Origin of the sequence: Rhodococcus sp. TAF43 (assembly GCF_052113525.1) — a bacterium.
In the GTDB taxonomy this organism is placed as follows: domain Bacteria; phylum Actinomycetota; class Actinomycetes; order Mycobacteriales; family Mycobacteriaceae; genus Prescottella.
Map to the genome: position 1 here is coordinate 241,849 of NZ_JBFRDL010000001.1, position 13,142 is coordinate 254,990.

14 protein-coding genes are annotated in these 13,142 nt (G+C 68.8%); 4 read left to right on the forward strand and 10 right to left on the reverse strand.

Translation table 11 applies throughout. From position 1 onward, the window contains the following. Positions 1 to 24 precede the first annotated feature (24 nt). Positions 25 to 864: an HpcH/HpaI aldolase/citrate lyase family protein gene (locus AB4Z09_RS01155; protein ID WP_174909582.1), complete on the forward strand. Its 840-nt coding sequence runs from the start codon at positions 25 to 27 to the stop codon at positions 862 to 864. A gap of 3 nt (positions 865 to 867) precedes the next feature. Here the strand turns inward: AB4Z09_RS01155 and AB4Z09_RS01160 are convergent, their stop codons facing one another. The 7 genes from AB4Z09_RS01160 to rpsB all read right to left on the reverse strand — a co-directional run bounded on the left by AB4Z09_RS01160 (position 868) and on the right by rpsB (position 7,273). Continuing rightward, positions 868 to 2,157, reverse strand: coding sequence for an alpha/beta fold hydrolase (locus AB4Z09_RS01160; RefSeq protein WP_174909580.1), 1,290 nt, complete (start codon positions 2,155 to 2,157; stop codon positions 868 to 870). Positions 2,158 to 2,207: 50 nt separating this feature from the next. Further along, positions 2,208 to 2,951, reverse strand: coding sequence for a class I SAM-dependent methyltransferase (locus AB4Z09_RS01165; protein ID WP_174909578.1), 744 nt, complete (start codon positions 2,949 to 2,951; stop codon positions 2,208 to 2,210). Beyond that, positions 2,948 to 3,808 carry a phosphatidate cytidylyltransferase gene (locus tag AB4Z09_RS01170; RefSeq protein WP_174909576.1) on the reverse strand — a complete coding sequence of 287 codons (861 nt, stop codon included), beginning with the start codon at positions 3,806 to 3,808 and terminating at the stop codon, positions 2,948 to 2,950. Before AB4Z09_RS01170 ends, AB4Z09_RS01165 begins: the two co-directional genes overlap by 4 nt. 2 nt (positions 3,809 to 3,810) lie before the next feature. After that, positions 3,811 to 4,368 (reverse strand): ribosome recycling factor, encoded by a 558-nt coding sequence (gene frr / locus AB4Z09_RS01175; RefSeq protein ID WP_114719560.1) that lies wholly within the window; start codon positions 4,366 to 4,368, stop codon positions 3,811 to 3,813. 67 nt (positions 4,369 to 4,435) lie between these two features. Beyond that, a complete protein-coding gene (gene pyrH / locus AB4Z09_RS01180) occupies positions 4,436 to 5,164 on the reverse strand; it encodes a UMP kinase (RefSeq protein ID WP_114719558.1) in 729 nt (242 codons plus the stop codon). A gap of 279 nt (positions 5,165 to 5,443) precedes the next feature. Further along, entirely contained in the window at positions 5,444 to 6,268 is an 825-nt protein-coding gene (gene tsf, locus AB4Z09_RS01185) for a translation elongation factor Ts (RefSeq protein WP_114719556.1), read from the reverse strand. A gap of 108 nt (positions 6,269 to 6,376) precedes the next feature. After that, positions 6,377 to 7,273 carry a 30S ribosomal protein S2 gene (rpsB, locus tag AB4Z09_RS01190; RefSeq protein WP_114719554.1) on the reverse strand — a complete coding sequence of 299 codons (897 nt, stop codon included), beginning with the start codon at positions 7,271 to 7,273 and terminating at the stop codon, positions 6,377 to 6,379. Between the two features lie 321 nt (positions 7,274 to 7,594). Here rpsB and AB4Z09_RS01195 point away from each other — a divergent pair, with 321 nt between their 5' ends. Then, positions 7,595 to 8,176: a M23 family metallopeptidase gene (locus AB4Z09_RS01195; protein WP_174909574.1), complete on the forward strand. Its 582-nt coding sequence runs from the start codon at positions 7,595 to 7,597 to the stop codon at positions 8,174 to 8,176. On the opposite strand, the gene AB4Z09_RS01200 is transcribed toward AB4Z09_RS01195, so the two are convergent. Then, positions 8,161 to 9,099, reverse strand: a complete 939-nt coding sequence (locus tag AB4Z09_RS01200; RefSeq protein ID WP_174909572.1) for a tyrosine recombinase XerC — start codon at positions 9,097 to 9,099, stop codon at positions 8,161 to 8,163. The genes AB4Z09_RS01195 and AB4Z09_RS01200 overlap by 16 nt on opposite strands. Positions 9,100 to 9,184: 85 nt before the next feature. Between AB4Z09_RS01200 and AB4Z09_RS01205 the strand changes: the two genes are divergently transcribed. Beyond that, positions 9,185 to 10,420: a multidrug effflux MFS transporter gene (locus AB4Z09_RS01205; RefSeq protein WP_174914616.1), complete on the forward strand. Its 1,236-nt coding sequence runs from the start codon at positions 9,185 to 9,187 to the stop codon at positions 10,418 to 10,420. Positions 10,421 to 10,428: 8 nt separating this feature from the next. Here the strand turns inward: AB4Z09_RS01205 and AB4Z09_RS01210 are convergent, their stop codons facing one another. Next, the gene (locus tag AB4Z09_RS01210) at positions 10,429 to 11,202 is read right to left on the reverse strand and encodes a siderophore-interacting protein (RefSeq protein WP_174909570.1); all 774 of its coding nucleotides are present in this window, start codon (positions 11,200 to 11,202) and stop codon (positions 10,429 to 10,431) included. A gap of 86 nt (positions 11,203 to 11,288) precedes the next feature. Next, a complete protein-coding gene (locus AB4Z09_RS01215; RefSeq protein ID WP_114719546.1) occupies positions 11,289 to 12,419 on the reverse strand; it encodes a GIY-YIG nuclease family protein in 1,131 nt (376 codons plus the stop codon). A 152-nt stretch (positions 12,420 to 12,571) separates the two neighbouring features. On the opposite strand from AB4Z09_RS01215, the gene hadA reads away from it, so the two are divergent. After that, complete coding sequence (hadA, locus tag AB4Z09_RS01220) at positions 12,572 to 13,105, forward strand: (3R)-hydroxyacyl-ACP dehydratase subunit HadA (RefSeq protein ID WP_114719544.1); 534 nt, start codon at positions 12,572 to 12,574, stop codon at positions 13,103 to 13,105. The last annotated feature ends 37 nt before the right edge of the window (positions 13,106 to 13,142 follow it).

The window sequence follows — 13,142 nt, forward strand, 5'->3', positions numbered from 1 at the left end:
GTCTTTCACCCGAGGAGTCGATCCGTGACGACCCGCACGCAGCAATCCGAGCGACACACCGTCCGCCCCGACCTCGCCCGCTCCTGGCTCCTGACCGCGGCCACGAAACCGGACGGCTTCACTCGTCCCGAACACGTCGACGCGATCATCCTCGACCTCGAGGACGCCGTCACCCCCGACCGCAAGCCCGAGGCGCGCGACGCCGTCACCGCGTGGCTGTCCGGTCGCGGCGAAGCGTGGGTGCGAATCAACGACGCCACCACCCCGTACTGGGAGCAGGACCTGCGGGCCCTCACCGGGCTCCCGGGCCTGCAGGGTGTGATGCTCGCCAAGACGGAGAGCGGCGGACAGGTCGATGCGACCAGCGAACTGCTGCCGGACACCCCGGTCCTGGCACTGATCGAATCCGCGGTCGGGCTCGAGGCGGCACCCGAGATCGCCCGCGCGGACGGCACGTTCCGGCTCGCGTTCGGCAGCGGCGACTTCCGCCGGGACACCGGGATGAGCGACGACGTCACGGCGATGGCCTACCCGCGCTCACGGCTGGTGATCGCGAGCCGGGCCGCACGACTGGCCGGGGGCCCGATCGACGGCCCCACCGTGTCCGCGAACGAGACCATCCTGCAACGGGACTGCGAGGCGACGGTGTCGCTCGGGCTCACCGGCAAACTGTGTCTGCACCCGGATCAGGCGTCGGCTGTCAACCGCGCGCTGAGCCCGAGCCCGCACGATATCACCTGGGCCCACGACGTGATCTCCGACCTCGGTTCCGACGGCGAGCGGGTACGGGACGGCAGCGACCTGCCCCGACTCGCCAAGGCCAAGAAGATCACCCACCTCGCCGACGTGTTCGGCCTCGACTGACCGTCAGGCGGTGCAGGTGGACTTGGTCGGCGCCCCGGTGAGCCGGTCGGTCATCCAGTCGAGCGCCTGCGGCAGCCCCGAGACCATCGGCAGGCCGTGCCCGACGATGAACCCCGGTGCGATCGGCGGAAACTCGGCTGTCGAGAACTCGACGGTGGCACCGGCTCCACACCAGTCCGTGGCGAGCTGCTGCGCCTGCGGGTACGGGATCACGTCGTCGTTGCGCCCCTGCACGATCAGGACCGGCGCGGTCGGAACCGCGCGGCCGATGCGCTGCTCGTCCACCACCGCGCGCACCGTCGGCAGCGCGTCGATCAGTTCCGCGACCGATCGTCCGTCCCGCGTCCACTCCGACGTCCGGTGCATGCCGTACCGCGCGATCGTCTCGGGGACACACTGGTTCGCGATGTCGTCCAGCGCCTGCCGCCCGGCCGGACTCAGGGCACCGTCGATCTCGGCGCGGGTCTCCGGGTAGCCGGCGTAGATGTTGTTGACGGCGTAGCCGAGAAGACCGGCCGCGAGGCCGCCGTCGAGTGCGGCCGCGACGGCCCGCAGATCGGCCGGGGGGCCGCCGGAGTAGGTTCCGCTGATGTTCAGTTCGGGCGCGTACACGGCCTGCAGTTCGGCCGCGGCCGCCGCCGCTCCCCCGCCCTGCGAGTACCCCCACAGTCCGATCGGGCTGTCCGCGCCGATCCGGGTGCCCGGCAACGCTTTCACCGCGCGGGCCGCATCGAGCACGGCGTGTGCCTCGGCGCGACGGTCGACGTAGCTGTGCATGCCCTCGGTACCGAGGCCCTGATAGTCGGCAACGACGACGTCGATGCCCTGGGAGAGCAGCGCGTGCACCTGCAGCAGTTCGTACTCGACCGCGAAATCGAGCGGCGGGCTGTAATGGATCGCCTCGGCGATGAGCTTCGACGGCGCACACTGGTCGCCCTGCCCTTGCGTCCCGGGCGCGAGGACCACGAGCGGTCGCGCACCCGCACCCACCCACGGCAGGCTCGCGTCGAAGTACGTGGCGGTCGCGGCGGTGGCGTCGCCGTGAGCATCCGTGGTGCGGTACATGATCCGATTCGCACCGGACGGCCACGGCCCCGCCTGGTTCGGAATCGACAGCAGCGGCGCGTACGGATCGGTGCGCAGCACGACACCGGGATCACCGGCCGGGAGCGGCGCCGCGACCTGATAGAAGTCCGCGGGCGCGGGGGCCGCCCCGGCCACCCCGGCGGTCGCTGCCGCGAGCCACACGCCGAGAACCCCTGCTGTCCAACGAGTCCGTCGCGCTGAGAACATGAGGCCCAGCTCACACGACGGCAGCGCCAGTGTCAATACTCCGAGTAACACTAACCAGACGGAAGGATGAGACCGCTCGACACCACCCTCGTGTGGATGCGGTAGCCGACTTCCAGTCCCAGGCCCGGCGTTTCGGCGAACGCACGGGCCGCGGTCCGCGCGGTGAACTCGATGCCCAGCACCGCACGCAACGCGTCCCTGCCCTCGAACTCCCATCGGGTCCGCACCCGACGCATCGCGAAACCCTGTGCGTCGAAGAAGGCCTCGACGGCCACCGGGTCGTAATGCGGAAGGTCCGCGCGCATCCACCCGCCGTACGGGGCGACGGTCGCATCGAGGTCGACGATCGCGAGCACCCCGCCGGGACGGAGCACCCGCATCGCCTCGAGAATGCCTGGACCGCATCCGGGACCGAAGAAGTATGCGGTGCGCGCGTGCACGACATCGACGCTGTCGTCGGGCAGCGGAAGCGCGTCCGCGGATCCTTCGACAACACTGACCGCGGCGTGTCCGGCGGTGCGGCGGCGCGCTGCCGCCACCAGCGGCGGATGCGGCTCGACACCTACCACCGACCGGGCCGTCTCCGCGAACAGGGGCAGGTGGAAACCTGCACCGCAGCCGAGGTCGAGGACGTCGCGGTCGCGCCAGTCCGCGACCTCGGCGAGTACGCCGAACACGACGCCGTCGACGTCCTGGGCACGGTTCTCGACCTCGTAGATGTCGGGCCAGTGCCAGATGTTGGGGCTCGGGATCGTTCCCCGAGCGCTCCCCCGGCCGCGGTCGGCGCGGCTCACACCAGGACGGTGAGAACGAGCCAGGTGACGAAAGCGGACGGCAGCAACGAATCGAGACGATCCATGATGCCGCCGTGCCCGGGCAGCAGGGTGCCCATGTCCTTGATTCCCAGTTCGCGCTTGACCTGGGATTCGATCAGGTCACCGAGCGTCGCGGTGAACACCAGCGCAACGCCCAGGAGGGCGCCGATGAACGGGTTCGCGTCCAGGATGAACGTCACGGTGAGGACGCCACCGATGACGCAGAAAACGAGCGACCCGGCGAAGCCCTCCCAGGACTTCTTGGGGCTGATCGCCGGCACCATCGGATGCTTGCCGAAGAACACGCCCGCGACGTAGCCGCCCACGTCGGAGCACACCACGATGATCATGAGGCAGAGCACCCGGCCTGCGCCGTCGTCCTGCAGCACCATCAGCGTCGCGAAGGACGCCAGCAGCGGAATCCACGCGGCAACGAAGACCGTGATCGCGGTGTCCCGCAGGAAGTTGCGCGGCGTGGCCTTGAGGCCGTGGTCGAACAGGCGCCACACCATGCACACCAGCACCGTGCCGGCGAACGCACCGAGCACCCCCTCGGTCCCGTACGGCCAGCTGAGCCAGATGACGGCCTGACCGCCGAGCAGCAGGGGAATCACCGGGACGCGGATGTCGGCCTCGCCCAGTCGCTTGGCGACCTCCCACGTGGCGATCGCCATCGCCACGGCAACAACACCGATCCACACCAGCGGCGCGAAGGTCAGGATCAAGATCAACGCAACACCGATGCCGCCGCCGACGGCGATCGCGGCAGGCAGGTTGCGTCCAGCTTTGGAGGCCGGGGCGGCGGTCGCCGCGGAGGCGCCGTCAGCTTTCCCCACGGCTAAACCTCCATCAATTCTGCTTCCTTGTGCTTCACCAGGTCGTCGATCTGGCTGACGTAGCGCGCGGTGGTCTTGTCGAGCTCCTTCTCGGCGCGACCGACCTCGTCCTCGCCGGCCTCGCCGTCCTTCTGGATGCGCGACAGCTCGTCCATCGTCTTGCGGCGGACGTTGCGGATCGAGACCTTGGCGTCCTCGCCCTTGCCCTTCGCCTGCTTCACGAACTCGCGACGACGCTCCTCGGTGAGCTGCGGGACCGAGATGCGAATGATGCTGCCGTCGTTGCTGGGGTTGACGCCCAGGTCGGAGTTGCGGATGGCGTTCTCGATCGGTCCGAGCTGCGACGCCTCGTAGGGCTTGATGATGACCATCCGCGCCTCGGGCACGTTGATGCTCGCGAGCTGCGTGATCGGCGTCATGGAACCGTAGTACTCGATGACGATTCGGTTGAACATGCCCGGGTTGGCTCGACCGGTCCGGATGGAGCCGAGGTCGTCCTTCGCAACCGTGATGGCCTTCTCCATCTTCTCCTCGGCCTCGAAGAGAGCTTCATCAATCACGGCTGTTCCTCCGTCTCGTTCGTGTGACGCTCGAATACGTCCCGCATCTTGATCGTGCTGCACGACATCATGACTTGACCAACGTTCCGATCTTCTCACCGGACACCGCGCGCGCGATATTTCCCCGCGTCAACAGGTTGAAGACCATCATCGGCATCTGGTTGTCCATGCAGAGGCTGAAAGCGGTCGCATCGGCGACCTTGAGACCCTTCTCGATCACCTCGCGGTGGGTGACCTCGGAGTACATCGTCGCGTCCGGGTCGAGGCGCGGATCGGCGGAGTACACGCCGTCGACGGCCTTCGCCATGAGCACCACCTCGGCGCCGATCTCGAGGGCGCGCTGCGCTGCCGTCGTGTCGGTCGAGAAGTACGGCATGCCCATGCCTGCACCGAAGATCACCACGCGCCCCTTCTCCAGGTGGCGGCGGGCCCGCAGCGGAAGATACGGCTCGGCGACCTGCCCCATCGTGATGGCGGTCTGCACGCGGGTATCGATGCCCTGCTTCTCCAGGAAGTCCTGCAGCGCAAGGCAGTTCATCACGGTACCGAGCATGCCCATGTAGTCCGAGCGCGCGCGGTCGAGACCTCGCTGCTGCAACTCGGCGCCACGGAAGAAGTTGCCGCCACCGATGACCACCGCGACCTGAACACCCGAGCGCACCACCTCGGCGATCTGCTCGGCGACCGTCGTCACGACGTCCGGATCGAGCCCGACCTTGCCGCCACCGAACATTTCACCGCCGAGCTTGAGGAGCACACGTCGGAATCCTGGACGTTCGTCGGCCGGTGCGGTCATAACTCTCCCTCGGTTCTGCAGGTTGTGCGGTTCTAGAAGTATTGCGGTTCTTCGGCGAGCGGGCCACGAACGGGCCGGGCCAGACGTCGAGGACCCGTCCGGCAGATCCTCCGGAACAGGCTCTACCATCCTGCCTCATCGGCCCGGGATCACCAGCGCTGACCCCACCCACCGCACACGTCGGCCCCGCACGGACCGAATGGGCGGACCGACGATCCGGATGAACCGGATCGACGACTGCACCCACCCGGCCGGCGGGGCCGATGTGTGGAAGTGCGACTAGCTGGCGCCGACCTCGAACCGCGCGAAGCGGGTGATCGTGACGCCGGCCTCGTCCAGGATGGCCTTGACGGTCTTCTTGGAGTCGGTGACCGAGGACTGCTCGGTCAGGACGACGTCCTTGTAGTAGCCGTTGACGCGACCCTCGACGATCTTGGGGAGCGCAGCCTCGGGCTTGCCCTCCTCCTTGGCCGTCTGCTCGGCGATACGACGCTCGGCCTCGACGATGTCCGCGGGGACCTCGTCGCGAGTGACGTACTTGGCCTTGAGCGCAGCGACCTGCATCGCGGCGGCGCGAGCGGCCTCAGCGGCAGCATCGCCCTCACCGGTGTACTCGACGAGCACGCCGACGCCCGGGGGCAGATCGGAGGCGCGCTTGTGCAGGTAGGTCGCGACCGGGCCGTCGAAGGAGACGACACGACGCAGCTCGAGCTTCTCGCCGATCTTGGCGGAGAGCTCCTGGACCAGGGCGTCGACGGTCTTGCCGTCGACCGCGAGGGCCTTGAGGGCCTCCAGGTCGGCCGGCTTGCCGGCGGCAGCCACGGCGACGACCTTGTCGGCCAGCTCCTGGAACTCGGCGTTCTTGGCGACGAAGTCGGTCTCGGCGTTGATCTCGATCATGACGCCGTCCTTGGCCGCGACCAGGCCCTCGGCCGTGGTGCGCTCGGCGCGCTTGCCCACGTCCTTGGCACCCTTGATGCGGAGCAGCTCGACAGCCTTGTCGAAGTCGCCGTCCGTCTCAGCGAGCGCGTTCTTGCAGTCCATCATTCCGGAGCCGGTGAGCTCGCGGAGCCGCTTGACGTCAGCGGCGGTGTAATTCGCCATCGGGGGCAATCCTCCTCGGATGAGTTTCGGATGCCTGACTCAGCGGTGCCAGGCAAAAGCAGCTGAGTGAAACGGCCCCGACCGGGATTACGGTCGGGGCCGAATCAACTAGGCCTGCTTCTCGGCGTCCGCGACGTCCGCGGGAGCCTCGGCGAGCTTGGAATCGGCCTCGGCGACAGCCTCACGCGGGGACTCGGGGCCACCCTCCGTGATCACGTCGGCGGCCGGAGCAGCCTGCGAGAGGAGCTCCTGCTCCCACTCGGCGAGGGGCTCGCCGGCGCCGGCCTCCGGCTTGGCGTCCTTGTCGGCGCTCAGACCGGCACGGGCCTGCACGCCCTCGGCCACCGCCGAAGCGACGACCTTGGTCAGCAGGGCGGCGCTGCGGATCGCATCGTCGTTGCCCGGGATCGGGTAGTCGACGACGTCGGGGTCGCAGTTGGTATCCAGGATCGCGATGACCGGGATGTTCAGCTTGCGCGCCTCGCCGACGGCGATGTGCTCCTTGTTGGTGTCGACGACCCAGATGGCCGACGGAACCTTGGCCATGTCCCGGATGCCGCCGAGGGTGCGGTCGAGCTTGGTCATCTCACGCGTGAGCATGAGGATTTCCTTCTTGGTGCGACCCTCGAAACCGCCGGTCTGCTCCATCGACTCGAGCTCCTTCAGGCGCTGCAGGCGCTTGTGGACCGTCGAGAAGTTGGTGAGCATGCCGCCGAGCCAACGCTGGTTGACGTAGGGCATCCCGACGCGAGTTGCCTCGCCCGCGATGGACTCCTGAGCCTGCTTCTTGGTACCGACGAACAGGACGGTGCCGCCGTGGGCGACAGTCTCCTTGACGAACTCGTACGCCTTGTCGATGTACGTCAGCGTCTGCTGCAGGTCGATGATGTAGATGCCGTTGCGGTCGGTGAAGATGAACCGCTTCATCTTCGGGTTCCAACGGCGGGTCTGGTGCCCGAAGTGTGCGCCGCTGTCGAGCAGCTGCCTCATGGTCACAACAGCCATGGCTGTGTACCTCTTCTTTCATTGCCGGTTGCTGCAGTGGTCGGGTGACCTCTGCCCTGGCGCCCGCCCGATCGTCGGACCTGCACGAATGCAGGACCAGCCGAAGACCGGATAATGCGCGGGCGCGCGAAGTCGGACTGTGCGTGCACAGACCGCTCGACAAGTGTACGGCCTCGCCGCCACCGTTCCTAACCCGAGACTCACGGATCAGGAAGCCGCAGGTGGCGAGTCCGGCCGGCAAATCTGTGGATGACGAATTCGTCCATCCACAGATCGAGGGATGGGTGCCGCACGTGACGGATTGCGCGCCAGAGTCGCTCCATGAGGTTTCCCCGCGCCGCCTGCTGCATCGTGATCACGGCAGCACTGTTCTGTTTCTGCGTCTCCCCGTCGGTCGTCTCCCCCACGGTCGCCGCCGCACCGCGACCGGCGCCGCCTCCCGCCGAGCCGGCCCCCACCGCCGACACGGCACGCGCGGCGTTCGATTGGCCGCTGCACCCCCGACCGAGGGTGACGCGGGCGTTCGACAAGCCCGACCGGAACTGGCTGCCCGGGCACCGCGGCGTCGACCTGGCGGCGGCGCCGGGCCAACCGGTGCTCGCCGCCGGCCCCGGCACGGTGGTCTTCGCCGGTTCGGTCGCCGGGAAGCCCGTCGTCTCGGTCGATCACCCGGGCGGTCTGCGGACCACGTACGAGCCGGTGGACGCGTCGGTCACCGCCGGCCGACGGGTGGAACGCGGCACCGTCCTCGGCACCGTCGCACCCGGGCATCCCGAGTGCGCGGCGACGGCGTGCCTGCACTGGGGGCTGAGGCGGGACCGGGAGTACCTCGACCCGCTGCCGCTGGTCCGGGCGGTGCCGATCCGGCTGTTGCCGACCGTCGCCGGTCAGGCGCGGGGATGAGCCTGGTCGTGGACGGCGCGCAGTCGGGCCACCGAGACGTGCGTGTAGAGCTGGGTGGTCGCCAGACTCGAATGCCCCAGCAGTTCCTGGACCACACGCAGGTCGGCTCCGCCCTCGAGCAGGTGCGTCGCCGCCGAGTGCCTGAGCCCGTGCGGCGCGAGGTCGGGCGCGCCCGGCACGGCCTGGACCACGTCGTGCACGACGCTGCGAGCCTGACGCTGATCGAGACGTCCGCCGCGGCGCCCGAGCAGCAGGGCGTCGCCGGATCGCGCGTTCGCGAGTTCGGGTCGGCCCGCACGCAGCCACGCGTCGATTGCATCCTCCGCGGGCAGGCCGTACGGAACCACGCGTTCCTTGTCGCCCTTGCCGAGCACCCGCAGCACGCGCCGACTGCTGTCGATGTCGGCGACGTCGAGCCCGCACAGTTCGCCGACGCGGATTCCTGTCGAGTAGAGCAGTTCCACGATCAGCCGGTCCCGCAGCGCGATCGGGTCCTCCTGATCGGCACCGGACTGCGCGGCGGCCATCGCCTCGGCCGCCTGTTCCTGGCGCAGGACCGGCGGGAGCGTGCGGTGCGCTTTCGGCGCGACGAGCCGGACCCCGGGGTCGACCTCCATCCGGCCGGTCCGCTGCGCCCACCCGGTGAACCCCTTCGCCGACGACGTCCGTCGGGCGAGGGTGGTGCGGGCGACACCGGCGGCGGCCTGCCCTCCGAGCCAGCCGCGCAGGACCCGCAGATCGAGATCGGCCAGTGTCGCGTCGGGCCGGTCGCGGGTCCCGTACTCGAGCAGGCTCCGGACGTCGGCGAGATAGGCGCGCACGGTGTGCTCCGAACGCCCCCGCTCGAGCCTCAGATACTCCGCGTAGTCGTCGAGATGCGTGCGCAGCCCGGGCGACAGCTGCGGGTTCGGGTCGACGTCCATACCGACAACGGTCGCGGCGTCCTCGCGAATTCGCAAGCGGCCGCGCCGGTAGGGTTCTCGCGTGAATCGCGCTATTCCTATTCCGCTGCTTTGCGTTCTAGCTCTGATCTCGGCAACTGCTCCCCTGTCGACGGACATGTACCTGCCCGGCCTGCCGTCGATGGCCGACAGCCTCGGCACGTCCCCAACGAACGTTCAGTTGACGCTGACCACCTTCATGGCCGGGCTCGGCATCGGCCAGTTGCTGATCGGGCCGCTGTCCGACGGTCTCGGCCGTCGCAAGTTGTTGATCGGCGCGACCGTCGTGTGCGCGATCAGCGGTCTGCTGTGCGCGATCGCGCCCAACATCGGCGTTCTGATCGCCGCCCGACTGCTCCAGGGTCTCAGTGGCGGCGCAGGAATCGTGTTGGCCCGCGCCGTGATTGCCGACCGAGCCCGGGGCGACTCGGCGGCGCGCCTGTTCAGTCTCATGATGATCATCGGCGGGGTGGCGCCCGTCGTCGCGCCACTCATGGGCGGCGCGCTGCTGGGGCCGATCGGCTGGCGCGGCATCTTCTGGGTCCTCACGGCCGCTTCCGTCCTGATGCTGGTCGGTGTGCTCACCGTCGTCCCGGAGACGCTGCCCGTCGAGCGCCGGCACGGCGGCGGACTGGCCGCGTTGGCGCACAACATCCGGTACGTCGCCACCAACCGCGTGTACGTCGGCTATGCCCTGACGTTCGCGTTCGGATTCGGCGCCCTGTTCTCGTACATCTCGGCGTCGCCGTTCGTGGTGCAGGACGTTCTCGGCCTGACGCCCGGGCAGTTCTCCATCGTGTTCGCGGTCAACTCGCTGGGCATCATGGTCGGCAGCATCGTCAACACCAAGCTGATCGGCCGGTTCGACCCCCGACAACTCCTCGCCTTCGGCGTCAGCCTTTTGGTGGCCTCCGGACTTCTGCTGACCCTCGCGACCACGATCGGCGGCAGCCACATGTGGCTCGTGCTGCCCTTGATGTTCGGCGTCGTCTCGAGCATCGGCTTCATCATGGGCAACGCGACAGCCTTGGCGCAGGGACGGGTCCCCGAGGCGGCCGGAACCGGTTCGGCGCTGATGGGCGCCGGGCAGTTCGGGCTGGCGGCGCTCATGTCCCCGCTCGTGGGAATCGGCGGCGGCGATTCCGCCGTGCCGATGGCGATCGCGATCCTCGCGTCGGGCGTGATCGCGATGACCGCGCTCACGGTCCTGACCCGCGCCGCCGACCCGAACCCGACGGATACTCCGGAGCACGATCGGACCCAGTCCACGTCACCCCGCCAGGTCGTCGACGAGGCGGGGTGACCGCGACCTCAGACCGACTCGGCAGCCGCCAGTTCGGACTTCCACACGCGGAACCCCTCTTCCGTGCGCCCGCGACGCCAGTACCCGGAGATCGATGCCGAGGCGGCCGGGACGCCGCGTTCCTTCCGGATGTAGGGGCGCAGGCCGTGCATGACGGCCTGCGCCTCCCCATGGATGAACACGTGCACGTCGCCGGGCAGCCAGGCCATCTCGCGGACCGCCGTCACCAGTAGCGAGTTCTCGCCCGCCACATCGTCCCCCGCGATGTCGGACGTGACGCCGCGGTGGATCCACGTGATCTCCACGTCGTCACCGGCTGCCAGCGCGACCTCGTCGCGCTCGTCGGCGACCTCGATGAAGACCCTGGCCACCGCGTCGGGCGCGAGGGCAGCGACGGCCGTCGAGATGGCCGGCAGCGCCGATTCGTCACCTGCGATGAGATGCCAGTCGGCATCCGGCCGGGGCGCATAGGCACCGCCGGGACCGCGGACGGTCAGCGTCTCCCCCGGCGCCGCGGACGCGGCCCAGGGCCCCGCGACACCCTCGTCGCCATGAACGACGAAGTCGATCGCCAGCTCGCGCGCGACCGGGTCGACGGATCGGACCGTGTACGTCCGCAGGACCGGGTCGTCCGCGGGACCGAACTCGATCTTCACGTACGAGTCGGTGAACTCGGAAGATTCGAAGGACTCGAAACCCGGATCCCCCAGAACGACGCGAACCATGTGCGGCGCGATTCGCTCGGTGCGCACCACTGTCAACGTCGATGTCTTCCTGGCCACTGCGACACGCTCCTGACGATCCAAACAGCAATTGGTTAGCTTTACCTAACTACCATACAGACCGCGCGGACAGTGGTCGCGCGCCGTCAGCGGCCGTGCGGGCGGGCCAGCGTGAGTCGCTGCACCCAGCCGTGGGTCGGCCATGCCTTGAGTCCCGCGCGATCCGGAGTGACCCGGGTTCCGACGAACTTCGCCTCGAGCTCGGCGTCGACAGAACCGGTGAACCGCCACAGCTGATCGGTGGTCGGACCCACACCTTCCCAGGAGGTGGCGCGGTAGACAGCCCGAACGATGTTGTCCGCGAACACGATCACCGGAAGATCGGCGATGTTGCGGGCGGCCGACCCGGCGCGCCACGGCCCCCGGGCCGCCGCGTACAGATCGTCCGCGGACAACCCCGCGCCGGCCGCGGCGGGAACTCGCACCAGAGCACCCGGCACCGGCAGTTCCGGCGCGGGCAGAGCCGCGTACTGCACGGCCAATTCCTCGACGGACATGGCCCGCTTCTCGAGGTCCATCGGTTCACCGGCGAGGTTCGTCAACACCGGATGCTGCGGCCGGTGCTCGAGCTGACGCAGTGCGTCGGTCACCAGATGCGCCGCCTCCCGTGCCGCGCCGACGGTGTCGTGGGCCGCCTCCAACCGGTGTCGCAGAATGAGGTGATCCACCGAATGCCCGGCCGCATAGATGTCGCGGATCCGGCGAGTCCAGGCGGTGCGGGTCTCGTCGCGATCCGCGTCCCCGACATTCTCGGAGTCGAGCGTGCCCGCCTCCCCCAACGCATCCCATGCATGCGCGTAGACCTGATTGCCGCGTCCCGCGCCGACGTAGAAGATCGAGCGGTCACGGGGGTCCCGCAGCGCGTAGACGTACACGCCCAGGTTCTCGACCACGCGGGCCGGAAGCGGGTTGGGCGACGGCTTACGCTCGCGGGGCTCGGCGGTGATCACCCGCATGACGGCGAGCCGGAGCGCATCGGAGACCACGACGCCGCCGGCGGGCCCGTCGAACAGCACCCCGGACGCGTCGCGCACCGACGTGAAGGTGCGCCCGGCGTTGTCCTGCAGCGAGTTGACGACCGCGGTGAACTCGGCGAGCCGCACCTTGGGGTCGCTCGCCACGCCCCGCCCCTCGTCGTCCGTGAGGAAATCGCGGATTCCCGGTGCGGCCAGCAGCACTCGGGTGATGTCTTCGGGGACGGTCCAGACGGTAGCCATGACGCGACTGTAGGCGATCACCGGACCGCATGCGGTGCACCTTGCTACCCAGTGACCTCGGATCGTTTCCGTATGGAAACGATCCGAGGCCGCTTGTGTCCATCCACGTCCGATATCGGACGCCGGAACCGTTCTTCCGTCACACTCGATCTGTGACCCGATCAGCCGAACCCACCGACAACCGCGCCTCACGCGCCGAGCGTCTGGTGGGCTACAGCTACCGCATGCCCGACTACTACGAGGTGGGCCGGGAGAAGGTTCGCGAGTACGCGACCGCCGTCCAGAACACCCATCCCGCGCACTACGACGAGGAAGCCGCACGCGCGCTCGGCCATTCGGCACTGATCGCGCCGCTCACCTTCGTCTCGGTCATCGGGGCCATTGCCCAGAAGTACCTGCTCGAACAGATCATCACCGGATTCGACCTGAGCCAGATTCTCCAGACGGACCAGAAACTGGTGATCCACCGCCCGATGCGCGCAGGCGACCGGTTGACGGTCGACGTCTCACTCGAGTCGTTTCGGCAGACGGCCGGCAGCGACATCATCGTGACGAAGAACATCGTGTCGGACGACACCGGCGAACCCGTCATCACCACCTTGACCACACTGGTCGGCCGGACCGGCAGCGAGGCCGATCCCGATCGCCTCCGCCGGATCAAGGACGTGATGATGCGCGAGGCGTGATCCGGCGGTCGGCACACTCGGTGGCCGGCGCCTTCCC